Source organism: Nonomuraea sp. NPDC050310, assembly GCF_040655795.1.
Lineage (GTDB): Bacteria > Actinomycetota > Actinomycetes > Streptosporangiales > Streptosporangiaceae > Nonomuraea.
Genome location: NZ_JBFAKP010000002.1, coordinates 587,687 through 611,100, shown reverse-complemented (window position 1 = coordinate 611,100; position 23,414 = coordinate 587,687). Strand labels below are relative to the sequence as shown.

The following is a 23,414-nucleotide window of genomic DNA, read 5'->3' as shown; positions in this document are numbered from 1 at the left end:
TCAGAGCAGGACCTTGACCACCCCGGTGAGCGCGAGCTGCATCAACGCCAAAGGCACCAGCCCCGCCCAGGCGAGCTTCTGCAACTGGTCCTCACGAAGCCGCGGGTAACTGACCCGCAGCCAGATGACGACGAAGGACAACGCCCCGATCTTGAGGAGCGTCCAGATCCACCCCGGCAGCAACGGCCCCTGCCAGCCGCCGAGGAACAGCACGGTGGTCAGGAACGACAGCACCACGATCCCGACGTACTCGGCGAGCATGAACAGGGCGAACCGCATCCCGGTGTACTCGGTCATCGGCCCCATGATGATCTCGGATTCCGCGATCGGCATGTCGAACGGCGGCCGCCGCAGCTCGGCCAGCCCGGCGGTGAAGAAGACGACCGCGCCGATGGCCTGCCAGGGCAGCCACCACCACTGCCAGGCCTCGACGATGCCCGGGATGGACAGCGTGCCGGCGGCCATCGCGACCGAGGAGGCGGCCAGCACCAGCGGGAGCTCGTACGACATGAGCTGGGCCGCCGAGCGCATGCCGCCGAGCACGGAGAACTTGTTCGCCGACGCCCACCCGGCCATGATCGAACCGAGGACGCCGACGCCCATGACGGCGAGGGCGAAGAACAGGCCGAGGTCGAGGTCGACCCCCACGAACCCGGCGTCGAGCGGCAGGACGATCAGGACCACGAGGTACGGCACCAGCGCGACCCCAGGGGCGATCATGAAGACGCGCCGGTCGGCCCCGGCGGGGATGACGTCCTCCTTCTGGGCGAACTTCACCCCGTCCGCGATGAGCTGGGCCCAGCCGTGGAAGCCGCCGGCGTACATGGGGCCGAGGCGGGACTGCATGTGCGCCATGACCTTGTGCTCGGTCTGCCCCACGATCAGCGGGAGCAGCAGGAAGAGCAGGAGGATGACGGCGAAGTGCAGCAGGATCTCAACCATCGGGCGGCTCCTGTGGCTGGCGGGCCTCGGCCGCAGCGTCGGCCTCGGACAAGGCGCGGGCCTCGAACGAGGCGGGCAGGGAGGTCGACGAGGGGGCGTCCCAGTCCGCGGGCACGCCCGGCGGCAACGTCTTGCGCCGCGCCGGCGCCGACTCCCCCGGCTCCTTGGCCCCCGGCCAAGGCTTGGCCACCCGCGCGGCCAGGATGAACTCCTTGCGCAGCGGATAACCCTCGAACCCGTCCGGCAGCAGCAGCGGCACGAGGTTCGGGTGGCCGTCGAAACGCACCCCGAACATCTCGAACGTCTCCCGCTCGTGCCAGTCGGCCCCGCGGTACACCCCGATCGCGGTGGGCAGCACCGGGTCGGCGCGCGGCACCCAGGTGCGCAGCAGCACCCGGACCTGCGCGGTGGGGTTGTAGACGTGCGAGACGACGAAGAACCCCTCGGGCGGGTCGTCCACGCCGGTCAACCAGTCGAAGTACTCGTAGCCCTCGTCCCGGCAGTGGGTGAGCAGCCGGATCCAGTCCCCGCGCTCGACGTCGAACGTGCGCTCGCCGAACGTCTCGGAGACCTCGTAGAAGCTCACGCCTCCTCCCCGGGGGTCCCGTGCGAGCGGGACCACACGTACCGGTCGCTCAGCCGCTCCCCGGCGATCTTCTCCTGGAGCTGCATGATCCCGTGCAGCAGTGCCTCGGGCCGCGGCGGGCAGCCGGGGACGTAGACGTCGACCGGGATAATCTGGTCCACCCCGTTGGTGACGCAGTAGGAGTCCCAGTACGGCCCGCCCGAGTTGGAGCAGGCGCCGAAGGAGATGACGTACTTCGGGTCGGGCATCTGCTCGTAGAGCCGCTTCACGGCCGGGGCCATCTTGTCGGTGACCGTACCCGAGACGATCATCAGGTCCGCCTGCCGAGGCCCGTTCGCGAACGGGATCACGCCGAAGCGGATGAAGTCATGCCGGCTCATCGAGGTGGCGATGAACTCGATCGCGCAGCAGGCCAGCCCGAAGTTGAACACCCACAGCGAGTAACGCCTGCCCCAGTTGAGGATGAATCGCATGGGCTTGGGAGCCAGCCGTGAGACCGGCCCCACCGTGGGCATCGGAAGATCGGCCATGGCGACCATTCTCGCCTGCCGGGGCCGCCCTGAGTAGAGGCACCACGCCCGAGCCGCTCAGGCCCAGGTGAGGACCTTCTTCCGCCAGGCGTACAGGATGCCCAGCGCGATGATCCCCAGGAAGACGAACATCTCCACCAGCGTCGTCATCCCGAACCCCGGGTCGGCGAAGACCGTCGCCCACGGGAACAGGAAGACCGCGTCCACCGCGAACACCACGTACAGGTAGATGAACACGTAGTACCGGATCTGCGACTGCGCCCACCCCTCGCCCACGGGGTCGACGCCGCACTCGTAGGTCGTCAGCTTCTCGGCGGTCGGCCGGGTGGGCCGCAACAGCCGGTTGGCGAGCAGCGCGACGGCCACGATCGCCACCCCGATGCCGATGAGCACGGCGACCAGCAGGTAGGAGCCGTAATAGCCGTCCATGGTCGCGATGGTAGCCCTCAGGAGGGCAGGCGGCGAGGATCGGCGTGGGAGCGAAGGGCTGGGGCGACGGGCCGGCCGCGCAGGAACGGCTCGACGCCGGACTCCAGGGCTTTGCCGTACACCACGAGGGCTTCGCGCGCGGCGGCGATCGTGTGCTCGACGTCCTCAGGAGTGTGCGCCGCGGAGATCACGAAGGACTGGCCGAGCACGCCTCTTCTGATCATTTCCTGGAGGAAGAGCGCCCGGTAGGTCTGGGAGGGCTGCCCGTCGGGGCCGGTCGTGGTGAACACCAGGCAGGAGGGCCGTCCGATCACCCGGACGTGCTCGCCGACGCCCAGGCCGTCCGCGGCGGCGTTCACCCCGTCGGCGAGTTGCCGTCCCCGCGTCTCCATGACGCCGATCGGGTCGTGCTCGCGGTAGGCCTGCAGCACCGCGCGGAAGGCGGCGAGGGACACGCTTTCCGGGCCGTGGGTGGTGGACAGCAGGAAGGTCCGGGCGGCGTCGGTGCGGAGCCCGCCGAGTTCCATCAGCTCACGGCGCCCGGCCAGCGCCGAGATGGGGAAGCCGTTGCCCATGCCCTTGCCCCAGCACGACAGGTCGGGCCGCACGCCGTACAACTCCTGCGCGCCGGGGAAGGACCAGCGGAAGCCGGTGATGATCTCGTCGAAGACCAGGACCGTTCCGTGCTGGGTGCACAGGTCGCGCACGCCTTCGAGGAAGCCCGGCTCCGGCTCGGCCAGCGCGGTGGCCGCCTCCAGGAAGACCGCCGCCAGCCGGCCGGGGTGAGCCTCGAACAGCGAGCGCAGCGAGTCGAGGTCGTTGTAGCGGAAGCGCACGGTGAGCTCGGCGATCGGCGCGGGGATGCCGGCGTTCATGCCGACGGTGGCGATGAACCAGTCGTCGACGGAGAAGAACGGCTGCTCGCAGACGGCCACGAGGTCGCGTCCGGTGGCCGCCCTGGCCAGGCGCAGGGCGGCGGTAGTGGCGTCGGAGCCGTTCTTGGCGAACTTCACCATGTCGGCGCCGGGCAGCAGGTCCAGGAGCTCCTCGGCCGCGTGGAGTTCGAGCTCGGTTGGCCGGCTGAAGTTGAGCCCGTCGTCCAGGACCGAGCGGACCGCGTCGAGGACCGGCCGGTAGGCGTGACCGAGCGTGACCGAGCGAAGGCCCATGCCGTACTCGACGTAGCTGTTGCCGTCGACGTCCCAGACGCGGGCGCCCTGACCGCGGGTGAGGACGGGCGCGAAACCCTCTGGATACTGGTCCGCTCCGCGGGCGTAAGTATGGGCCCCACCTGGGATGACGTCGTGGAGGCGGTCCTGCAGCCGGGTGGAGAGCGGTAAGCCTGGATCATCCATCGGCCCATGGTAGGCAGGGGATCTGCCCTTGGAAAGGCCGGAACAGCATCTTCCCAAGAGGGGGTAAATAGCAAAGAAGCCGTCTTAAGGTGACATTCATGCACAAAAGGCGATTCTTCGGAGGAATCGCGCTTGCCGCGGCCGTTCTCACCGGTTGCGGCGTCGCCACCGCCTCCCCCAGCCAGGACGACACCGTCCCGGCGGACCCCACCAAGATCCGTTTTGTGGACCCCGCCACGATCACGGGTCTGACCACGCGGACCCTCAACGAGGGCGAGTCCGGTGGCCGGTACGTGCACATCTCCCATCCCGAGTTCCCCGGAGCGGCCGCCCTGAACGAGGCGCTCGCCGAGGAGGCGCGCCGGCAGCAGCGCGACTTCCGCGCCGCCACCGGCGACACCGGCGCCGCGCCCCGGCCCGAGCTGAACGTCGACTGGCAGGTCGCCGCCTTCTCCGACCAGGTCATCGGCGTACGGCTGCGCACCGGCGAGTTCACCGGCGCCAACTGGGGCAACTCCGTACGCACCCTCTGGTACGACCGTGCCGCCGAGCGGGCCACCGGCTCGCTGGGCCTGCTCGCGGACCGCGACGCCGTACGGCAGGCGGTCCAGACCAAGCTGGTCGACCGCGGGGTGACGCCCACGCTCACCGACGACATGCTCGACTCGATCGCCTTCAGCGCCGACGGCGACCTGGTGGTGGAGTTCGACGACTGCCAGGTCTTCGACTGCTCGCAGGGCCGGGTCGCGGCAGCCGTACCGAAAGACCAGGCCCGGCCGCTGCTGTCGGCGCTGGGCCGGCGGGCCCAGGAGGCGGCGCTCGGGCAGGAGGCGGCGACGGCCACACCACGGCCGACCACGCCGGCGCCGGCGGCCCGGGCGGTCGACTGCCGCGTCGCCAAGTGCGTGGCGCTGACCTTCGACGACGGCCCGGGGCCGTACACCGGGCGGCTGCTGGATTCGCTGGAGGAGGCCGGTGCGCGCGCGACGTTCTTCACCGTGGGCCTGAACGCCGCCGCCCAGCCGGAGATATTGCGCCGGATGGTCAGGGAGGGCCACCTGGTCGCCAACCACAGCTGGGCGCATCGCGACCTGTCGAAGCAGTCGAGCAGCCGGGTGGCCGACTCGCTGGGCCGCACCCAGGACGCCCTGGCCGCGGCGACCGGCGTCGAGCCCACGCTGGCCCGCCCGCCGTACGGTGCGGTGAACAAGGACGTCCGCGACGTGGCCAAGCGCCTCGGCGTCGCCCTGGTCAACTGGAACGTCGACACCAGGGACTGGAAGGACCGCGACTCCAAAACCGTGACGAGCCGGGCGGTCGCCGGGGCGCGGCCCGGGGCGATCATCCTGCTGCACGACATCCACCGGACGACCGTTGACGCCGTTCCGGCCATCCTCAAAGCGCTCAAGGGGAAGGGTTACACGCTTGTCACTGTTCCGGAGTTGTACGGCGAGGCCACGCTTGAGGCGGGGCAGTTGTACACGTCCGGACCCCTCAACCGGGCCACGCGCGACGGGGACGTATAGTTGGCGACCGTGACCAGAACCGTCCTCTTCGCCCGGCTGCACGTTGACCTGTGCAGGCTCGCATCCGGGCTGTGTCACGCTTCCCGTTCTCGCGCGGCTTCCTGAAATTCGACTGCGTGTACCCGCTTTGGGCAGTGGGAAACGTATGACCTCCCGAGGATCTAGCATGGAAATAGAGAACGCGCCCCGGCGACGAACAGCGAGGACTGAGGCGTGACCGAGCGTAGCGAGGGCACCAAGCAGGGCACCTCGGTGGAGGCGCTATGAGCAAGCAGGTCCAGCAACTCGACCGTGTGATCATCCGGTTCGCGGGCGACTCCGGCGACGGCATGCAGCTCACCGGCGACCGCTTCACCGCGGGCACCGCGGAGTTCGGCAACGACCTGTCGACCTTCCCCAACTTCCCGGCCGAGATCCGCGCCCCCGCAGGCACCCTGCCGGGCGTGTCGAGCTTCCAGCTCCACTTCGCCGACCACGACATCCTCACCCCCGGTGACGCCCCCAACGTGCTGGTCGCGATGAACCCGGCCGCGCTCAAGGCCAACCTGGGCGACCTGCCACGCGGCGCGGACATCATCGCCAACACCGACGAGTTCACCAAGCGCAACCTGGCCAAGGTCGGCTACGACGCCAACCCCCTCGAAGACGACAGCCTCAAGGAATGGCGGGTGCACGCCGTCCCGCTCACCTCGCTGACCGTCAAGGCGCTCGAAGACTTCGACATCTCCAAGAAGGACGCCGAGCGCTCCAAGAACATGTTCGCGCTCGGCCTGCTGAGCTGGCTCTACCACCGGCCGACCGAGCACACCGTCAAGTTCATCGAGACCAAGTTCGCCAAGAAGCCCGAGATCGCCAAGGCGAACGTCGCGGCCTTCCAGGCGGGCTGGAACTACGGCGAGACCACCGAGTCGTTCTCGGTCTCGTATGAGGTGAAGCCGGCCAAGCTGGCGCCGGGCGTCTACCGCAACATCTCCGGCAACCAGGCGCTGGCCTACGGCCTGATCGCCGCCAGCGTCCAGGCCAAGCTGCCGCTGTTCCTGGGCTCCTACCCGATCACCCCGGCCAGCGACATCCTGCACGAGCTGTCCAAGCACAAGCGGTTCGGCGTGCGCACCTTCCAGGCCGAGGACGAGATCGCCGGCGTCGGCGCCGCCCTGGGCGCCTCCTTCGGCGGCCAGCTCGGCGTCACCACCACCAGCGGCCCCGGCGTCGCGCTCAAGGCCGAGACCGTGGGCCTGGCCGTCGCCACCGAGCTGCCGCTGATCCTGGTCGACGTGCAGCGCGCGGGCCCCTCGACCGGCATGCCGACCAAGACCGAGCAGACCGACCTGCTGATGGCCATGTTCGGCCGCAACGGCGAGTCGCCGGTGCCGATCGTCGCCCCCCGCTCGCCCTCGGACTGCTTCGACGCGGCCGTCGAGGCGGCCCGGATCGCGATCAAGTACCGCACGCCGGTCTACCTGCTGTCGGACGGGTACCTGGCCAACGGCTCCGAGCCGTGGCGGCTGCCGGAGATCTCCGACCTGCCGGACATCTCCACCGCGTTCGCGGTCAAGACCGAAGAGGAGTTCCTGCCCTTCAAGCGCGATCCGGAGACGCTGGCCCGCCCCTGGGCCATCCCGGGCACGGCAGGGCTGGAGCACCGGATCGGCGGCATCGAGAAGGCCGACGGCACCGGCAACATCTCCTACGACCCGGGCAACCACGAGCTGATGACCCGGCTGCGGCAGGCCAAGATCGACGGCATCGACGTGCCCGACCTCGAAGTCGACGACCCGACCGGCCCCGACGGCCGCGGCGCCAAGGTGCTGGTGCTCGGCTGGGGCTCGACCTACGGCCCGATCGCGGCAGCCGTACGCCGGATCCGGAAGAGCGGCGGCCAGGTCGCCCAGGCCCACCTGCGCCACCTCAACCCGCTGCCGGCCAACACCGGCCAGGTGCTGAAGGCGTATGACCGGGTGCTGCTGCCGGAGATCAACCTCGGCCAGCTCGCCCTGCTGCTGCGCGCCCGCTTCCTGATCGACATCATCAGCTACAACCGGGTGCGCGGGCTTCCGTTCAAGGCCGAAGAGCTGGCCGGAGTGATCCAGGACGTGATCGACGGTGACTGAACTGATCAACGGCAAGGGGCTGGAGCTGATCCCCAAGTCCGAGGCCAAGCAGAGCCTGAAGGACTTCAAGTCCGACCAGGAGGTGCGCTGGTGCCCCGGCTGCGGTGACTACGCCATCCTGGCCGCGGTGCAGAGCTTCCTGCCGGAACTGGGGCTCAAGCGGGAGAACATCGTGTTCGTGAGCGGCATCGGCTGCTCCTCACGTTTCCCGTACTACCTCAACACCTACGGCTTCCACTCCATCCACGGCCGCGCTCCGGCGATCGCGACCGGGCTGGCGGCCTCCCGGCCCGACCTGAGCGTGTGGGTGATCACCGGGGACGGCGACGCGCTGTCCATCGGCGGCAACCACCTGATCCACGCCCTGCGGCGCAACGTCAACCTGAACATCCTGCTGTTCAACAACCGGATCTACGGGTTGACCAAGGGCCAGTACTCGCCCACCAGCGAGGTCGGCAAGATCACCAAGTCGACGCCGATGGGGTCGCTGGACAAGCCGTTCAACCCGATCTCCCTGGCCATCGGCGCCGAAGCCACCTTCGTCGCCCGCACCCTCGACTCCGACCGCAAGCACCTGCAGTCGGTGTTGCGCGAGGCCACCGCCCACCGCGGCACCTCGATCGTGGAGATCTACCAGAACTGCAACATCTTCAACGACAACGCCTTCGAGCCGCTGAAGGACCCCGAGGTGCGTGACGACATCACCTTGCGGCTGGAGCACGACCAGCCCATCGTGAGCGCCACCAAGGCGGTCGTCCGCGGCCCGAACGGCAGCCTCCAGGTCGTCGCCCGTGACCAGGCCGCCCCGGCCGACATCCTGGTCCACGACGCCCACCACCCGGACCCGTCACTGGCCTTCGCGCTGAGCAGGCTGGACGAGCCGGCCTTCGAGCACGTCCCGATCGGCATCTTCCGGCAGGTCGACCGGCCCTCCTACGACTCGCTGATGAGCGGGCAGCTGGAGGAGGCGGTGGCGCAGCAGGGGCCTGGCGATCTGGGGTCGCTGCTGCACGGCGGGGACACCTGGCGGATCGGCTAGCAAGAAAGGGCCTGTAAGGCTCCCGTAACGCACCCTCAGCATGGACCGATACATTTCGGGTGAGGGGCGGCCGGCCCCGGATGCGGGGAGGGAAATGGGGACCTTACAGGCCCTTCGCAACAGGTTCGTGGACGCGCCCGACTCCGTGGGCGCACGGGCCAGGCAGCGGCGCTGGGAGCGGTTCACCGCCACCTTCCCCGGCATCGAGCAGATGTCGGTGATCGACCTCGGCGGCACCTTCGGCGCCTGGGAGCGCGCCCCGGTCCGGCCGGCTCGGCTGCACCTGGTCAACCTGATGGATCCGCCCGCCGACCTGCCCTCGTGGGCGCGGGCCGACCGGGCGGACGCGACCGAGCTCCCGAAGGCGATCCTCGCCGGCGAGTACGACCTGGTCTACTCCAACGCCGTCATCGAGCACGTCGGCGGCCACATCCGGCGCGAGCGCTTCGCCGACAACGTGCGGGCGCTAGCCCCCCGGCACTGGGTGCAGTGCCCCTACCGCTACTTCCCCATCGAGCCGCACGTGCTCTTCCCCGGCTTCCAGTTCCTGCCCGTGGCGGCCCGACGGATGATCATCAGTCACTGGCCGCTGGTGCACACCGCGCCCGCCGACCGGCTGCACGCCCTGCGGGACGCGATGGAGGTGGAGCTGCTGAGCGTCACCGAGATGCGCTACTACTTCCCCACCTCGCAGATCCGCTTCGAGCGGATGGGCGGCCTGGTCAAGTCGGTGATCGCGGTCGGCTCGGCTAAGGCGTGACCTTGTAGACGTGGTAGGACGTCTCCGCCTTGAACGAGTCGGTGAACCGGCCGTGCTGGATGGGGAGCTTGCGGTTCTCGAACAGCACCTCCACCTCGGCGGCGTGGGACAGCTCGGGCGGCAGGGTGAAGGAGCGCGAGCCGGGCTTGTCGCCCCGCTCGATCATCGCGAAGACGTAGTACGAGCCGTCGTGCCCCTTCAGCATCGTCTCGACGCCAGTGCCGAAGTCGAAGGCGTAGGACTGCGTGTTCAGGACCGGGGCGAGCTGCTGGATCTGCTTGTTGACCTGCGTGGCCGCCTCGCGGACCTTCGAGTAGCAGGGTTCGCGCAACGCGTGCTGGCTCTGGCACGGGCCGCCGAAGCTGTGGTTGAAGTAGAGGATGCCGCGCGCCTCGTGGATGATCGAGTTCATCACCGCGCCCTTGAGCTCCTCCGGCTCCATGGTGCGCACGCCTGAGCCGTTCTGCTCGCTGAACGGCCAGCCGACCTCGACGAAGGCGTAGATCGGCTGGAGCTTGCCGTCGGTGGCGTCGAGCCGCCGCTGCTTGTCCAGCAGCCAGCCGTAGTCGGCGGCCTTCGGGCAGTGGCTCTCGGGGAACTTCAGGATGTTCTTGGCCTCCACGCAGATGCCCGCGTCGGTGTACCAGTACATGTCGGTCGAGACCACGTCGGTGTAGTCGTTGACGAAGGTGGCGTTGTCCTCGTCCGACCACCACATGCCGACGCCCTTGCCGTAGTTGGCGTAGTACATGCGCCCGTCGTTCGCGGGCAGCTTGCTCTTGAGGGTCTTCATCGCGGTGAAGCCGCAGCCCTCGCCCTTGGCCGGGATGCACGGGTCGCCGTCGCCGGCCAGCCGGCCGTCCCACTTGGCGTTGCCGGGCCGGGGGAACATGTCCGCCTCGTCGGCGATGATCCAGCCCACCGTCTCGGCGCCCGCGCCGGCGAGCGGCTTGCTGGTCATGGCCGACATGCCGTGCTTCCTGATCAGGCTCAGATCGCTGTCGTCGGTGAGCTCCACGTACAGGTTGAGCCCGGCCGCCTTGTCGGTCGCGACGTCCTGCTCGGACAGGACCGACTCGTACCAGACGCCGATCGGGAAGAAGCCGGGGTCGGTCCAGCCGCGCTCGGCGGCCACCTTGAACCGCTTGTAGTAGGCAGGCCCGCCCTCCCACGGCACGCGCGGCAGCTTCAGCGTGGCGACCGAGCCGCCGTTCGCCGAACCCCGGGGGGCGGCGCCCGCGTTGACCACGAACAACACCGCGGCAGCCGTGACCACGGCGGTGGCCACCATCAGGGCCAGGACGTGTCTCTTCCTCACGGGCGTGCCTCTCCCAACGGGATCCGGTAGATGTGGTAGCTGTGCTCGGCGGCGAAGGTGTCGGTGAACCTGCCTTCGGCGTCCACGGGCAGCCTGCGTCCTTCGAAGAGGACCTCCACTTCACCGGCCGGGCTCAGGCCGACCGGCACCGTCATGCTGTGGGCTCCCATGTTTCCACCTCGCTTGGGCATCGCGAAGAGGTAATAGAAGCCCTCGTGGCGCTTCAGCATCGTGTCCAGCCCGGCCGAGTAGCCGTAGGTGAGCGACTGGCTGTTCAGGACCGGGGCGAGCCGGGCCAGCCGGCCGTTGAGGTCGGTGACCGCCTTGCGCATGGCCGCGCCGCAGCGCTCCCGGAGCAGGTTGGTGGTACGGCAGGCGGGCTCGGCGCTGTGCGCCAGGTAGATCACGCCCCGGGCGCCGTGGATGAGGGAGCTCATGACCGCACCCGCCACCTGCGCCGGCGTGATCGCCTTGCTGTCGCCCGGCCGGGGCCGGCCCAGCTCCACGAAGGCGTAGATCGGCTGCAGCCGCCCGTCCCTGGCGTCCAGCAGGCGCTGCCGGTCGATGACGCCGCCGTAGTTGACGGCCAGCCGGCACTGGCTGGCCAGCAGGTGCATGAAGCGTTCGCCCTCGTCGCAGGCGGCCGGGTCGGTGTACCAGTACAGGCTGGTGGAGACGGCGTCGGTGTAGTCGTTGACGAAGGCCGCGGCCAGCTCGTTGGCCTGCCAGTACATGACGCCCTTGCCGTAGGTGGCGTAGAACATCCGCCCGTCGCCCCGGGGCAGCCGGCTCTTGAGCGTCGCCAGCGCGGTGTAGCCGCACAGGCTCTTCTTCGGCGTGCACGCCGCGCCGTCGAAGCCGGTCACGCCGGTCCACCGGCCCTTGCCCGGTCCGCCCCACATGTCGGCCTCGCCGGCCAGCAGCCAGCCCACCGTCTCCGAGCCGTGGCCGGGGAAGGGCCGGCTGGTCAGGGCCGACAGCCCGGCGCCGCGGACCAGCCGGATGTCGCTGTCGGCGGTCAGCTCGAAGTAGGTCGTGATGCCCGCGCCGCGATCTTGCTCCACGTCGTCGCGCGAGCGCACCGCCGCGAACCACAACCCCACCGGGAAGAAGCGGGGGTCGGTCCAGCCGGCCTTGGCCGCTTGGGGGAAGCGCGCGTAGTAGGCCGGCCCGCCTTCCCAGGGCACCGCCTCGGGTTCGACCGCCGCCGGAGGCAGCGCGGCGGCCCGGCCCTTCGTCTCCGGGGCGGCGCAGCCCGCCAGGGCGAGCCCGGCGGCCAGCAGAGCGGTGAGTGCCCTCACCCGCTCCGCCTCTCGGCGATGCGGCGCAGCTCGGCGGCGCGCACGGACCAGTCGTGCGCCATGACCGATTCGCGCAGCGTCGCGGGCGGGACCGGTGCGCCTTCGGCGAGCGAGACCCGGACGGCCTTGGCGAACAGCTCGGGCGTGGCGGCCACCCGGACGCGGTCCACGTAGCCCGCCAGCTCGCCGAACTCCGTGCTGACCACCGGAAGCCCCAGCGCCAGGTACTCCTTGAGCTTGATCGGGTTGGCGTGCCTGATCCAGTCGTTGTCGAGCCAGGGCATGATCGCGACGTCGAAGCCGGACCCGTAGGCCGGGATCAGCTCGTAGGGCTTGAAGCCGAGCCAGTGCACGTTCCGGTGCCGGGTCAGCCGCTCGATCGGGCCGTTGGCGTCGCCGACCAGCACGAGCGACACCTCGGGCAGGTCGCTCGCGAGCCGGTCGAGCAGGTCGAAGTCGACGACGAAGTCGTCCAGCGCGCCGAAGAAGCCGACCCGGGGCGAGGGTATCGCCGCCAGGTCGGGCGGGATCGGGCCGCGCTGGAAGTGGTCCAGGTCGACGCCGTGGTCGAGGAAGTGCGCGCGGTCGGCCGCCAGAGGCCGGTCCTCGGCCATCAGGGTGCGGCTGACGTAGACGACGGAGTCGGCGTTACGCAGCAGTTCCTGCTCCATGGCGGCGATGATCTCGCCGCCCTCGGGGAAGGCCGAGTGCCGGTCGGAGCGGTTGAACACCAGCGAGTGCCGCTTCATCGGCCGGACCACGTCCCAGGCGGTCGGCAGGGTGACCATGATCACCGGCTTGCGCAGGCCGAGGGCCCGGCAGACCGCGCCCACCTGGAGCCGGACCAGCAGGCCGTTGACGCGCCGGCCCAGCGGCGAGCCGTACAGCGGGAGGGGCAGGGGGGACATCACGTAGAACCCGGGCGCGGGGCGGCGGACGAACTTGGCCACGCTCCTGAGCTTGCGCACGATGCGCCGCACCGGGTTGCTGGTCTTGCCCGGGGTCGGCAGGCGCATGCCGATGCTGTTGACGACCAGGACCCGCCGGTGGGCGGCCATGTGGCGCATGAGCTGGAAGTCGGAGTGCGCCCGGTTGTGGTACCACCAGTCCTGCGCGGAGAAGCAGACGTAGCCGGAGGGCGGGGGCGCCTCGCCGGGCGGGGCCGGCCAGGCGGCCATGGTGAGCAGCTCGCGCAGGGCCGCCCGGTGCCTGCTTCTGACCGGCGCGCGGCTGGCCTCGTTCAGGGTGACCGCCAGGCGCATCAGGGCGCCGCGCGGCCTGCCGTACAGCTCCCTGTGCAGGCGCACGCGGTTGGCGGCGGCCAGCGCCCACAACCACCCGGAGGCGACCTGGTCCCCGCCGAGGTGGACGGCGACGGCCTCGGGCTCGTAGCGGACGGCGAAGCCGTGCCGCCCGGCCCGCAGCATGTACTCGGTCTCCTCGGAGTAGAGGAAGTACCGTTCGTCGAGCGGTCCGGTGGCCTCGATGCACGCCGCGGAGATCAGCCAGGCCGCGCCGGTCGCCCAGTCGACCCGGCGAGCCCGCCGGTAGTCCCGCGGGTCGGCGACGAGCTCGCCCAGCGGCGCGATCCGTCCGGCGCGGAAGCCGCCGAGCATCGCCTCGCCCATGGCCCTGAGCACGGTCGGCCTCCGGCGCAGCGAGAGCTGCAGCCCGCCGGCCTCGTCCAGCAGCCGGGGTACGGCGATGCCGGTGCCCGGGAGGCGCAGCGTCTCCAGCAGCCGGGCGGCGGCGCCGGGCTTGAGCCGGATGTCGGCGTTGAGCACCAGGACGTCGCAGCCGCGAGCCGCCTCGATCCCGGCGTTCACCCCGAAGGCGAAGCCGCCGTTGCGCCCGGTCTCGATCAGCTCGACGCCCTGCCCGAAGGCCCGCACGCGGGCCGCGGTGTCATCGGGCGAGGCGTTGTCCACCACGATGATCCGGGTGGGCCCGGCGCCCTCCAGCCCCGGTCCCAGCGAACGCAGGCAGTCCTCGATGATCGCGGCACTCGCGTAGGAGACGATCACAACGGCAAGGGTCATCAGCCGACATCCATCCTCACGAGGTCAGGCGCCGCCAGACGGCGACGGCCAGCATCCTGAGCGCGAAGGGCGTGTCCTCCCGCAGGTACCGCCGCGCCAGCCGGCGGGGTTCGAGCCACAGGCGGTAGAGCCACTCCCCGCCCAGCCGCTGGAGCCGCTCGGGCGCGCGGCGGAACTGCCCGGCGGCCATCGGGATGCCCGCGCCGCAGCCGAGGTACCACGCGCGGGGCAGCCGGGCCCGGATCGCGGCGATGGTCAGTTCCTGCTTCGGGAAGCCCAGCCCGACCAGGACCAGGTCGGGTTCGGCCGCGGCGACCTTGCCCACGACCTCGGCCAGCCCTTCGGGGCTCTGTTCGAAGCCGTACGGCGGGCAGTGGTCACCGGCCACCCGCAGGCCCGGATACCGCTCGGCGAGGACCCGCCCGGCCTCGGCGGCGACGCCGGGGTCGCCGCCCACCAGGTAGACCGACCAGCCCTCCGCCGCGGCCCGCTCGCTCAACGTGAAGACCAGCGAGGAGCCCGTGACGCGCGCGGGCACGGCCAGCCGTTGCAGGCGGGCCGCCCACACCACCGGCATGCCGTCGGCGACCACCAGCTCGGCCTCGGCGACCAGCCGCGCCAGGCCGGGGTCGCGGGTGGCCTTGCGGATGATGTCCACGTTGGCGGTGACGATGGAGCCGCCCAGGCCCGCGCGCCGGGCGGCGGCCACGTGGTCGGCCACCTCGGCCTCCCCGATCGCCATCACCTCGACGGCGCCCACGCGGACGCTCGGCGGCCGGATCATGCCGAAGCCTCGCGCGTGGTGGTGGTGGCGCGCAGCAGCGCCCCTGACAGGCCGACGAAGAGGAAGGCGATGCCGCTGGTGGTCTCGAAGGCGTTCAGGTCGAAGGTGGCGCAGCCGACCAGCGGGACGGTGAGCGCGGCGGCCAAGCTCAGGCCGAGATCGCGCGTCGTCGGGTCGGTGGCCGCCCAGCGCGAGCGGAGCGAGGCCCAGATGGCCGCGACGAACAGGCCGACCAGGGTGAGGACCCCGATGATGCCGCCTTCCACCGCGGTCAGCAGGTACTGGTTGTCGAAGACGATGTCGTAGGGCGGGTACCAGGTGCCGTGGCCCTGCCCGAGCCACGGGTGCCGGCTGATCGCCTCCAGCGCGATGCCGTAGTCGGAGGTGCGGTAGCGGACGCTCTCGTCGCCGCCGATGTTGCCGAAGAGCCCGGTGATCGCCCCGAGCAGGCCGGGCACGGTGATCCGTACCACCACCAGGAAGAGCAGCAGCGTGAGCACCGCCCGCACCCGCCGCCGGTGCGGCCAGCCGCCCAGCAGGATGAGCCCGGCCGCGGCCAGGCCCAGCACCGGCGAACGGGAGGCGGAGAAGACCAGGCCCACGGCGATCAGCCCCACGCAGAGCCACCAGCGGACCGCCGGCCGGCCCAGTTGCCCGGCGGCGAAGGCGTAGTGCAGCGCGATGGGCAGGATCATGGAGCAGACGACCCCGAACTCGATGGGGTGGCTCGTGGTGGCCGCCACCCGGTTGAGCCCGTTGCGTTCCATGATCGCGGGGGCCTCGCCCCTGATCCGGGTGCCCGGGATGGGGATGTCGGCGGTGATGTCGTAGGTGAAGACGTACTGGATCACCGCGATCACGGAGATGATCGCGCCGCAGACGACGACGGTCTTGAGCACCAGGTCGATGCGTTCGGTGCCGCGCACGCCGTCGCAGGCCAGCAACGCGATGCCGATCATCGCGATGGCGATGATCCCGATGTGGTCGGCCAGCTCCAGCTCGCGCGGTTCGAGGTAGGAGATGGCCGCCTGGGCGTAGCTGGCCAGGTAGGCGACGGCGTAGAGGTAGATGGCGGTGCGGACCGGGTTGCCGCCCTTGGCCGCGCCGAGGGAGAGCGTGAGGTGCGCGCAGAGCCACCACACGAAGGCGAACAGGCCGACCGCCTCGGCCGGGGTGAGCGCGAACGGAAGACCGCGCAGGATCAGCCGGGCGGGCACGACCATCAGGATGACGACGAAGAGCGCAGAGAAGGTGGCGCCGTCGGTCCTGGGCCTGAGGGGCGCGAGAGCCGTCGCGGTCACCGGAGTACCGGCTCCCTGACCGGGGTTTCCGCCGCATCCGCGGCACGTTCCACCTTCCGGCGGTGCAGCCGGGCCAGCCCGCTCTCGGTGATGAAGGAACCGGCCAGCGCCGCCAGCAGGCCCAGCAGCAGCACCGCCGCCGCGAACCGGAGCTTGTCGTTGCGCAGGGCCACGGCCTCGGTCGGCTCCAGGATCTCGGTGAGCACGATGAACGTGGTGGGCGGCGCCTTGAGCTGCACCTGCCGCCGGTCCAGCTCGATCTTCGCCTGCTGGGCGACCCGCTTGACCACCGCGGTCGCCGTCGCCGGATCGGTGCTCGTGCCCTCGATGAGCACGAACGGCTCGCTGAAGAGCAGTTCGGGGTTGGGGTGGCCGTTGTTGACCGCGTAGGTGGTGTCACTGTGCGCGGGGGCGCCCAGCTTGGCCATCATGTTCTCCGAGCCCAGGACCTGGACGAGCACCTCCGCGGTCATGTTCAGGCCGGTGCCGAAGTTGAGCAGCGGGTTGACCTCCATGATCCGGTCCCTGGGGTCGCCCAGGGTGGAGGGGCCGCTGGTGGGCACGGTCAACGAGAGCACGGCGGTCGAGCGGTACTGCGGCGGGATGCCCTGGTAGACGCCGAAGGCCCCGCCGAGGGTCAGCAGCAGGGCGGGCAGGGCGACGTACCAGCGCCGGACGACGACGCCGACGGCCCCCCAGAAGTCCACTGGTCACTCACCCTCTTCGGGCTCGTCCAGGCGTACGGCGGGCAGCGGCATCGTGAGCTCGGCGTCGGGCACCTGGGCCGTGCCGGACCGATCCGGCTTCTCGTCCGCGTCCGGCTTCTTCTCCTCGGTCAGCACCAGGACCTTGCCGTTGGACTTGGCCTCGGAAGCCTCCTCGGCGCTCTTGAGCACCGCCGCGTCCTTCTTCGCGGGGCTCATCCTGGGCGCGGGAACGGTGACCGGCTCAGCGATGACCGGCTCGGCCGGCGCGACGAGCGCCGCTTCCGGGGTACCCGGCCGGCGCCGTGCGATCACGAAGTAGGCGACACCCAGCCCGCCGGCCATGCCGAGCAAGAAACCGCCGAGGACGGCAGTGATCGTGTTGGTCCACACCGGCTTGGGCGGCAGGACGGTCACGCTGTTGATCGCGATGTAGGTGCCCTGCGGAGCGCCGAGGACCTTCTGCTGCCTGAGCAGTTCGGAGCGGATGCGCTTCTCGGCCCGGCTGATCGTGTCCTGCACGACCGCCCCGGAGGGCGCCTCGGCGGCCAGGTGCACGAAGGGGCCGGAGTTGGTCATGCCCATCAGGTCGGCGTTGGAGCGGCCGTCGTCGACGGTGAGCTTGACCGGCCCGTTCTCGACGATGCCGAGCTCACGCTGCACGGCGGGGCTGTTGAGGGTGAGGATGAGGATGCTGGACACCGTCCGCATGCTGTCGTTGTACTGCAGCAGCGGGTTGGTCAGTCCTACGGGCTTGGTGGGGTCGAACGAGAGCGTTCCACCGGAGGGCGGGGCGACGAGGATCATGGATGCGCTGGCGGCGTAGCGAGCGGGTACCAGGAAGAAGCCTCCCGCTGCCAGGGCCAGGGCCAGCACGAAAACGGGCGGACCTACTAATTTCCTCCGTAAGAGACCGAAAACAGTGCCCCAGAAGCCCATACTTACCCTCTCGCCCCCGATTGGTGCATATACCTTTGAAGCGGGTACTGATCTCTATCGAACGATTGCCCAACAACGTTACGGTTCTCCGGCCAACGCGTCCACCCCGCGCGAAATCCCTGCGAATGTGGCGGCTGAGGATATTCTGCACGCGAGTGCAGCGATATCCAGTGACCTCCGGAGGGCGGCAATGACCCAGGAAACTCCTTCGTTAACCGGCCTGGCGGAGCCGGAGATCGGCTTGGGGCTCTGCGTCTACAACGGGGAGCCCTACCTGAGCTCGTCACTCGACTCGATCCTCGCCCAGGAGGGCGACTTCGAGCTGGTCATCGCGGACAATGCCTCCACCGACGGCACGGAGGAGATCTGCCGGGAACGCGCCAGGAACGACCCGCGCGTGCGCTACCTGCGGCGGGAGCGCAACATCGGCGTCACCGCCACCCACAACCAGATCATCCACGAGACGCGCGGCGAGTTCTTCGCCTGGGTCACCTCCGACGACCGCTACCGCGCCGACCGCCTGGTCCTGCTCGCCGACGCGCTGCGCAAGCACCCCGAGGCCGCCATGGCCTTCTCCGGGGCCGAGGAGGTCGACCAGGACGGGCAGACGTTGTCGATCTGGCTGAACACCGCGCCGACCGACGACCCGGACCCGGTCCGGCGGCTGCACGCCAAGCTCTCCCACTACGACGAGACCCTGCACTTCTACGGCCTGATGCGGCGCAGCGTCCTGGAACGCGCGCTGCCGCTGGCGCCGATCGTGGCCTGCGACCGCGTCCTGATCGCCGACCTGGCCCTGCTCGGCCCGCTGATCGCGGTCAACGAGCCGCTGCTGTGGCACCGCAACCACCCGGGCAGCGTGAGCCGGGCCAACCGCTCCCGTGCCTTCCGCAAGCGCGAGGCGCCCGAGGAGAACCTGCGCTGGTTCCTGCCCAACGTGGAGGAGGGCCGGTGCCTGCTGCGCGCCATCGGCAACGCGCCGCTCACCCGCGGCCAGCGGGCCCGCGCCTACGCGGCGATGCGGCCGTGGCTGCGGCGCAACGCGGTGCCGATGCTGAAGAACGTGGCGCACGTGCTGCTGGCCCGCGGGGAGCGGTGAATCAGCTCGCGACCAGGCCGCGCATCTCCCTGAGCCGGGCCGGGGAGATGCCGACCAGCACGTAGACGACCAGTCCGGCCGTGCCGGCCGCGGCCAGCCGTACGAAGGAGAAGGCGCCCGCGGTGGCCTCGGCCACCAGCCACGCGACCAGACCGGCCACCACCCCGCCGAGCAGCGGGCGCACGACGGCCGGGCCGATCGGGGCCAACTCGATGCCCTGGCGGTGCAGGAGCACCCCGGTCACGGGCAGCGTGACCAGGAGACCCACCACCGCGTGGGCGACGGCGACGCCCTGGATGCCGCCCCACTGCGCGCCGAACCACAACGCCGGGATGAGCGCCACCGCCCAGACGACCTTCACCAGGGCGATCGAGCCCACCGCGCCGATCGAGGTGAGCACGTCGGAGCAGGTGTTCATGAACATCCGCACCGCCATCAGGCCCATCAGGAAGGAGAGCGCGGCGGCGGAGGGCAGCCACCGGTCGCCGTAGAGGAAGGGCACCAGCACCGGGGCCAGCACGGCGACCAGCACCGCGATCGGGGTCAGCACGATCAGCAGCATCGGGATGATCTGCTGCACCTTGGCGGACAGGTCGTCGGGCCGCTCGTCGGCGACCCGGGCGAAACCGGGGAGGGTGACATGGCGCAGCGCCTCGCCGATCAGCCCCGGGACCCAGTTGGAGACGTTCATGGCCAGCAGGTAGAAGCCGAGCGTCGTGGCGCCGAAGAGCTTGCCGACGATGATGGAGTCGGCGTTCAGCAGCAACGCCTCCACGCCGAGCCCGAGCGCCAGCGGCAGGCCGAAGCGGAGCAGGCGCGTCGCGACGTCGCGGCGCAGGCCGAACCTGATCGGCTCACCGGCCCAGATGATCATGAGCACGCCGCCGACCGCGGTCGAGGCCAGCGCGCCGAAGGCGAAGCTGAAGGGCCCGGCGCCGGCCAGGGCGAAGCCGATCGCGACCGGCACCTGCACCGCCACGCCCACCATGGTCGCGATGGCGACCTTGCCCTGCTGGAAGCGGCGCAGCAGGACGGCGCTGCGTACGCCGATGAAGCCGTCGATCACGATCAGCAAGGCCATGGTCCGGACCATGGTGGCGGCGTGCTCGTTGCCCGCGAAACCGGCGAAGGCGGGAGCGAGGAACCAGAAGACCGCGTAGACCAGCACGCTGAAGGTGAGCACCATGGTGGTCGCCGTCGGCAGGACCTCTTCGAGCTTGCCGCGCCACTGCACGATGGCCGAGACGATGCCCGCGTCGTTGATGTGCCACAGGAGTTGCTGCGCGGCCAGGGCGACGGCGAAGACGCCGAAGTCCTCCGGGGCCAGCAGCCTGGCCAGCACCAACCCCATCCCGAAGGAGGCGAGCCTGCTCGCCACCCGGGCGACCAGGCCCCAACGTAACCCTTTGCCCGCCGAACCGGCGCGCTCCGAGGCCTCAGTCTCCACCATGCTGCTCCCTAGCCCTCATCGGTCGGCACCCTCTCCAGCCAGATCTCCCGCCAGTAGGCGAGGTGGCTGCGAGGGCAGTTGAAGCTCCTGCGGCCGGGGCAGACGAAACCGTCGATGACGAGGCTCGGCGTCTTCATCTCGATCATGCGCCCGCTGCTCTCCTCGATCAGCCGGTCGATCCGCCCGCTGATCCGGCCGGTCTTCCCGCAGAACTCGGTCAGGTCGTCGGCGAACGCCATGCCTCGGTTCCGCAGCCCCGCGTCCAGCGTTTCGGCGATCTCGTCCATCGATCTGACGCGCACCAACTCTCCCGTTTCGAGGTCGAGGTTGGCAACGGGCGTGCGGGTGCCGGCCCTGCCCTTGATCACGCGGGCTTCGCCGAGGCCGAGCCTGGCCCGAATCCGGCCGATCAGCGCGGTGACGAAGCCGCGCAGGGTGTCGGCGGCGCCGGTGTTGCCCGTCCGGTAGTCCCACCAGAACTGGCGCACGTCCTTGAGCGGCAGCCGCTCCGGCGCGGCTCGCAACATCTCGGTGGCCTGGCAGGAGTAGCGTGTCGCGCCGTCCTCGTCGGGCTCCTTGGTGGTCGCCCGCTCCAGGAGCGTGACGTCGACCGGGCCGGTGGCGGCCGGCCGGCCTTCGGCGGACACGGGCCTGAGCCAGGCGGTCTTCCAGTAGATCAGGCAGGCGGCCTGGCAGCCGCCGTGCGCGGAGCCGTCGCACCTGGACTCCGCGAGGTGGACGGCGTCCCGCATGCGCCGGATGCCGGTGTACTCGATCGTGTCGCACAGCTTGTGCGCCACCTTGAAGACCGTCATGCGCCGGCCGCAGTACCGCAGCATCTCCGGCATGAACGGCAGGCCGTCGAGCTCGCCACGCTCGTCCAGCGTGGCGAGGATCTCCCCGGCGCTCAGCACCTCAACCTGGTCCCCCACCTTGAGCATCGTTCCCTTCCTCCTTCAGGAGTCCAGCGGTCGACAACGCGCGCGCCGCGGCGGACAGCGCGGGGAAGGGCATCCCCGTCCGCTCGGCGATGTCCAGGAGGCTGTGCTGTCCGTCGGACAGGTTCAGCACCCACAGCAGCGCCAGGTGATCGACGCCTGGAACGCCGTACAGGCCCCGAGGCCCCAGCCAGGGCTCGCCGTACGGTTCGAGGTTGAGATAGGTGGCGTTCTCCTCCAGGACCTGGGCGGTCTCCTCCAGGACGGCGAGCGTGTCGCGCAGCGCGTCCTCGGTCACCAGATCCGGGTTGTCGGCGGAGGTGTGGTACTCGGGGAACTCCCCGTTGGGCGTCCTGGTCAGGAGCCCGACCGGCAGGTTGAAGCCGGGCGAGCAGAACTGCCGCTCGTCGTAGCCGAGCGGGAGGAAGTCGCGCAGCTCGTGCTCTCTGGAGGCGAGCACGAGCGCCAGCGCCCGGTCGATCACCGCGTCGCCTCTGCGGCTGCGCTTGTAGGTGAGCCGTCCGGGGTCGCCCGCGCACGCCAGGACGAGGCCGTGCTTGACCCGCGCCACCCGCTCCCGGTTCATGGCCAGCCAGGTGATCGAGCCGATCGCGGCGGGCGCGAAGACGAAACGGAAGGTGAGCCGGGGCATGGCCCGGCGGGCGAGCCGCCGGGCCAGTTCGGTCGCCACCGCGATGCCCGAGAGGGTCTCGTTGGCCAGGGCCGGATGGCAGGTGTGGCAGAAGATCAGCACCTCGTCGTCGCTGGTGCCGGGCACCACGTGCTCGGCGTAGGTGAGGTGGCCGTCGGTGAGCGTCGAGTCGATGCGGACCTCGTAGTCGCCCGAGGGCAACGCCCGCAGCTCGTTGTCGCTGAGGCAGAAGCCCCAGTCCTGCCGGAAGTAGCCGGTGCGGTAGGGGACCAGGTCCGGCTGGTCGGGCAGGCTGTGCAGGTGCGGGCGGAGCTCGTCCAGGCTCATGGTGCCGGACACCGGCACGCTGTAGCCCATGACGTGCAGGGGTGAACGCCCGAAGTCGATCACCCGCCGGCCGGCGGCGTTCTTGACGTAGGCGTCGCCGATGTTCCACTCCTGCGGCACCACCCAGTCCAGCACCCGGGTTCCGGTGGGCACCTCGTGGACCTGCAGCGGGATGCGCTCGTTGATGATCTCCAGCGTCCGCCGCACGCCGTCGCCCGTCATGCTCCTGCAGATCGGGTGGAGCCGCTCGACCAGCGCTTTCATGGTCTGAGACTCTCGTCGATCGTGCCCGCAGCGCGGCGGGCGGCGAGTCTGGCCAGCCGGGTGAAACGCCCGTCGAAGGCCTCCTGGGTCAGGCCGTGCTCGCGGTAGGCGTCGGCGAGCTCGCGCGCTCCGGCCTTGACCGACCACGCCGCCTCGAACTCCGGCATCGCCGTACGGATGCGGGAGAAGTCCACCCGGTAGGAGCGCGGGTCGCTGCCGGTCTCGCCGGTGACCAGCAGGTCGGCGCCGGGCACGGCCTCCACGACCTCGGCCGCGATCTCCGCCACGGTCACGTTGTTCTGCTCGGTGCCCACGTTGAAGGCCCGGTTGTGTACGGCTTCGCGGGGCGCCTCCAGGGCGAGCACGAAGGCCCGCGCGATGTCCTGGGCGTGCACGAGCGGCCGCCAGGGGGTGCCGTCGGAGAGCACCTTCACCGTGCCGGTCAGGACGGCGTGGCCGACCAGGTTGTTCAGCACGATGTCGGCCCGGAGCCGCGGCGAGAACCCGAAGGCGGTGGCGTTGCGCAGGTAGACCGGGGAGAAGTCGGCGTCGGCGAGTTCGGCCAGGTCGTCCTCGACCCGGACCTTGGACTCGGCGTACGGGGTGACCGGCCGCAGCGGCGCGTCCTCCCCCACGAGCTCGTCTCCGCCGGAGGCGCCGTAGACCGAGCAGGTGGAGGCATACAGGTAGCGGCGCACGCCGGCCTCCCTGGCCAGCCGGGCCAGCCGTACCGAGGCGTGGTGGTTGATGTCGTACGTCAGGTCGGGTGCGAGCGCGCCCAGCGGGTCGTTCGACAGGGCGCCCAGATGGATCACCGCGTCGAAGCCGGCGACGTGCTCAGGCCCGGCGTCTCGCAGGTCTACGGAGAAACCCTCGGGGTCGTCGGGAATGGGGCCCAGAACGCAGTCGGCGAACAGCCCTGAATCGAGGCCCACCACTTCATGACCGGCGGCAGTCAGGAATGGCGCCATAACCGTTCCGAGATACCCCTGATATCCAGTTAAGAGAACGCGCACAAGC

At 70.4% G+C, this 23,414-nt stretch carries 22 protein-coding genes; 6 read left to right on the top strand and 16 right to left on the bottom strand.

The genetic code is table 11. The annotated features are described in order from the left end of the window. The 5 genes from nuoH to AB0I67_RS09100 all read right to left on the bottom strand — a co-directional run bounded on the left by nuoH (nucleotide 1) and on the right by AB0I67_RS09100 (nucleotide 3,842). A complete protein-coding gene (nuoH, locus tag AB0I67_RS09120) occupies nucleotides 1-942 on the bottom strand; it encodes an NADH-quinone oxidoreductase subunit NuoH (protein ID WP_357920039.1) in 942 nt (313 codons plus the stop codon). Continuing rightward, complete coding sequence (locus AB0I67_RS09115) at nucleotides 935-1,528, bottom strand: NADH-quinone oxidoreductase subunit C (protein WP_357920036.1); 594 nt, start codon at nucleotides 1,526-1,528, stop codon at nucleotides 935-937. Before AB0I67_RS09115 ends, nuoH begins: the two co-directional genes overlap by 8 nt. Further along, the gene (locus AB0I67_RS09110) at nucleotides 1,525-2,001 is read right to left on the bottom strand and encodes an NADH-quinone oxidoreductase subunit B family protein (protein ID WP_357920394.1); all 477 of its coding nucleotides are present in this window, start codon (nucleotides 1,999-2,001) and stop codon (nucleotides 1,525-1,527) included. The genes AB0I67_RS09115 and AB0I67_RS09110 overlap by 4 nt, the downstream gene beginning before the upstream one ends. 114 nt (nucleotides 2,002-2,115) lie before the next feature. Then, nucleotides 2,116-2,487, bottom strand: a complete 372-nt coding sequence (gene ndhC / locus AB0I67_RS09105; RefSeq protein ID WP_357920033.1) for an NADH-quinone oxidoreductase subunit A — start codon at nucleotides 2,485-2,487, stop codon at nucleotides 2,116-2,118. 17 nt (nucleotides 2,488-2,504) lie between these two features. Further along, nucleotides 2,505-3,842 (bottom strand): glutamate-1-semialdehyde 2,1-aminomutase, encoded by a 1,338-nt coding sequence (locus AB0I67_RS09100; RefSeq protein WP_357920030.1) that lies wholly within the window; start codon nucleotides 3,840-3,842, stop codon nucleotides 2,505-2,507. A gap of 98 nt (nucleotides 3,843-3,940) precedes the next feature. On the opposite strand from AB0I67_RS09100, the gene AB0I67_RS09095 reads away from it, so the two are divergent. From AB0I67_RS09095 to AB0I67_RS09075, 5 genes are all read left to right on the top strand, one after another. Beyond that, nucleotides 3,941-5,368 (top strand): polysaccharide deacetylase family protein, encoded by a 1,428-nt coding sequence (locus tag AB0I67_RS09095; protein ID WP_357920027.1) that lies wholly within the window; start codon nucleotides 3,941-3,943, stop codon nucleotides 5,366-5,368. Between the two features lie 9 nt (nucleotides 5,369-5,377). Further along, nucleotides 5,378-5,473: a putative leader peptide gene (locus AB0I67_RS09090; protein WP_357920024.1), complete on the top strand. Its 96-nt coding sequence runs from the start codon at nucleotides 5,378-5,380 to the stop codon at nucleotides 5,471-5,473. Nucleotides 5,474-5,631: 158 nt separating this feature from the next. After that, a complete protein-coding gene (locus tag AB0I67_RS09085; protein WP_357920020.1) occupies nucleotides 5,632-7,479 on the top strand; it encodes a 2-oxoacid:acceptor oxidoreductase subunit alpha in 1,848 nt (615 codons plus the stop codon). Beyond that, nucleotides 7,472-8,518, top strand: a complete 1,047-nt coding sequence (locus AB0I67_RS09080; protein WP_357920017.1) for a 2-oxoacid:ferredoxin oxidoreductase subunit beta — start codon at nucleotides 7,472-7,474, stop codon at nucleotides 8,516-8,518. The genes AB0I67_RS09085 and AB0I67_RS09080 overlap by 8 nt, the downstream gene beginning before the upstream one ends. A 94-nt stretch (nucleotides 8,519-8,612) precedes the next feature. Continuing rightward, nucleotides 8,613-9,278 carry a hypothetical protein gene (locus tag AB0I67_RS09075; RefSeq protein ID WP_357920014.1) on the top strand — a complete coding sequence of 222 codons (666 nt, stop codon included), beginning with the start codon at nucleotides 8,613-8,615 and terminating at the stop codon, nucleotides 9,276-9,278. Here the strand turns inward: AB0I67_RS09075 and AB0I67_RS09070 are convergent. The 7 genes from AB0I67_RS09070 to AB0I67_RS09040 are packed head-to-tail and all read right to left on the bottom strand — an operon-like array spanning nucleotide 9,268 to nucleotide 17,601. Continuing rightward, nucleotides 9,268-10,596 (bottom strand): hypothetical protein, encoded by a 1,329-nt coding sequence (locus AB0I67_RS09070; protein WP_357920011.1) that lies wholly within the window; start codon nucleotides 10,594-10,596, stop codon nucleotides 9,268-9,270. The two genes, AB0I67_RS09075 and AB0I67_RS09070, sit on opposite strands and share 11 nt — an antisense overlap. Continuing rightward, the gene (locus AB0I67_RS09065) at nucleotides 10,593-11,897 is read right to left on the bottom strand and encodes a hypothetical protein (protein WP_357920008.1); all 1,305 of its coding nucleotides are present in this window, start codon (nucleotides 11,895-11,897) and stop codon (nucleotides 10,593-10,595) included. The genes AB0I67_RS09070 and AB0I67_RS09065 overlap by 4 nt, the downstream gene beginning before the upstream one ends. Beyond that, nucleotides 11,894-13,936, bottom strand: coding sequence for a glycosyltransferase (locus AB0I67_RS09060; protein WP_357920005.1), 2,043 nt, complete (start codon nucleotides 13,934-13,936; stop codon nucleotides 11,894-11,896). The genes AB0I67_RS09065 and AB0I67_RS09060 overlap by 4 nt, the downstream gene beginning before the upstream one ends. Nucleotides 13,937-13,952: 16 nt before the next feature. Next, nucleotides 13,953-14,720 carry a WecB/TagA/CpsF family glycosyltransferase gene (locus AB0I67_RS09055; RefSeq protein WP_357920003.1) on the bottom strand — a complete coding sequence of 256 codons (768 nt, stop codon included), beginning with the start codon at nucleotides 14,718-14,720 and terminating at the stop codon, nucleotides 13,953-13,955. Next, the gene (locus tag AB0I67_RS09050) at nucleotides 14,717-16,021 is read right to left on the bottom strand and encodes an O-antigen ligase family protein (protein ID WP_357920000.1); all 1,305 of its coding nucleotides are present in this window, start codon (nucleotides 16,019-16,021) and stop codon (nucleotides 14,717-14,719) included. Before AB0I67_RS09050 ends, AB0I67_RS09055 begins: the two co-directional genes overlap by 4 nt. Then, complete coding sequence (locus AB0I67_RS09045) at nucleotides 16,018-16,728, bottom strand: hypothetical protein (RefSeq protein WP_357919997.1); 711 nt, start codon at nucleotides 16,726-16,728, stop codon at nucleotides 16,018-16,020. Before AB0I67_RS09045 ends, AB0I67_RS09050 begins: the two co-directional genes overlap by 4 nt. 3 nt (nucleotides 16,729-16,731) lie before the next feature. Then, on the bottom strand, nucleotides 16,732-17,601 hold the full coding sequence (locus tag AB0I67_RS09040) for a hypothetical protein (RefSeq protein ID WP_357919994.1): 870 nt from the start codon (nucleotides 17,599-17,601) through the stop codon (nucleotides 16,732-16,734). 253 nt (nucleotides 17,602-17,854) lie between these two features. Between AB0I67_RS09040 and AB0I67_RS09035 the strand changes: the two genes are divergently transcribed. Beyond that, the gene (locus AB0I67_RS09035) at nucleotides 17,855-18,763 is read left to right on the top strand and encodes a glycosyltransferase (protein WP_357919992.1); all 909 of its coding nucleotides are present in this window, start codon (nucleotides 17,855-17,857) and stop codon (nucleotides 18,761-18,763) included. A gap of 1 nt (nucleotide 18,764) precedes the next feature. On the opposite strand, the gene AB0I67_RS09030 is transcribed toward AB0I67_RS09035, so the two are convergent. The 4 genes from AB0I67_RS09030 to AB0I67_RS09015 are packed head-to-tail and all read right to left on the bottom strand — an operon-like array spanning nucleotide 18,765 to nucleotide 23,410. Beyond that, nucleotides 18,765-20,213: an oligosaccharide flippase family protein gene (locus AB0I67_RS09030; protein WP_357919989.1), complete on the bottom strand. Its 1,449-nt coding sequence runs from the start codon at nucleotides 20,211-20,213 to the stop codon at nucleotides 18,765-18,767. A gap of 8 nt (nucleotides 20,214-20,221) precedes the next feature. Next, nucleotides 20,222-21,154, bottom strand: a complete 933-nt coding sequence (locus AB0I67_RS09025; RefSeq protein ID WP_357919986.1) for a hypothetical protein — start codon at nucleotides 21,152-21,154, stop codon at nucleotides 20,222-20,224. After that, on the bottom strand, nucleotides 21,129-22,394 hold the full coding sequence (locus AB0I67_RS09020) for a DUF4910 domain-containing protein (protein WP_357919983.1): 1,266 nt from the start codon (nucleotides 22,392-22,394) through the stop codon (nucleotides 21,129-21,131). The genes AB0I67_RS09025 and AB0I67_RS09020 overlap by 26 nt, the downstream gene beginning before the upstream one ends. Beyond that, nucleotides 22,391-23,410 carry an SDR family oxidoreductase gene (locus AB0I67_RS09015; protein WP_357919980.1) on the bottom strand — a complete coding sequence of 340 codons (1,020 nt, stop codon included), beginning with the start codon at nucleotides 23,408-23,410 and terminating at the stop codon, nucleotides 22,391-22,393. The genes AB0I67_RS09020 and AB0I67_RS09015 overlap by 4 nt, the downstream gene beginning before the upstream one ends. Nucleotides 23,411-23,414 lie beyond the last annotated feature (4 nt).

Coding starts and splice junctions, on each gene's coding strand:
- nuoH (WP_357920039.1), bottom strand. CDS start 942: ATGGTTGAGATCCTGCTGCACTTCGCCGTCATCCTCCTGCTCTTCCTG.
- AB0I67_RS09110 (WP_357920394.1), bottom strand. CDS start 2,001: ATGCGATTCATCCTCAACTGGGGCAGGCGTTACTCGCTGTGGGTGTTC.
- ndhC (WP_357920033.1), bottom strand. CDS start 2,487: ATGGACGGCTATTACGGCTCCTACCTGCTGGTCGCCGTGCTCATCGGC.
- AB0I67_RS09100 (WP_357920030.1), bottom strand. CDS start 3,842: ATGGATGATCCAGGCTTACCGCTCTCCACCCGGCTGCAGGACCGCCTC.
- AB0I67_RS09095 (WP_357920027.1), top strand. CDS start 3,941: ATGCACAAAAGGCGATTCTTCGGAGGAATCGCGCTTGCCGCGGCCGTT.
- AB0I67_RS09085 (WP_357920020.1), top strand. CDS start 5,632: ATGAGCAAGCAGGTCCAGCAACTCGACCGTGTGATCATCCGGTTCGCG.
- AB0I67_RS09075 (WP_357920014.1), top strand. CDS start 8,613: ATGGGGACCTTACAGGCCCTTCGCAACAGGTTCGTGGACGCGCCCGAC.
- AB0I67_RS09060 (WP_357920005.1), bottom strand. CDS start 13,936: ATGACCCTTGCCGTTGTGATCGTCTCCTACGCGAGTGCCGCGATCATC.
- AB0I67_RS09055 (WP_357920003.1), bottom strand. CDS start 14,720: ATGATCCGGCCGCCGAGCGTCCGCGTGGGCGCCGTCGAGGTGATGGCG.
- AB0I67_RS09035 (WP_357919992.1), top strand. CDS start 17,855: ATGACCCAGGAAACTCCTTCGTTAACCGGCCTGGCGGAGCCGGAGATC.
- AB0I67_RS09030 (WP_357919989.1), bottom strand. CDS start 20,213: ATGGTGGAGACTGAGGCCTCGGAGCGCGCCGGTTCGGCGGGCAAAGGG.
- AB0I67_RS09025 (WP_357919986.1), bottom strand. CDS start 21,154: ATGCTCAAGGTGGGGGACCAGGTTGAGGTGCTGAGCGCCGGGGAGATC.
- AB0I67_RS09020 (WP_357919983.1), bottom strand. CDS start 22,394: ATGAAAGCGCTGGTCGAGCGGCTCCACCCGATCTGCAGGAGCATGACG.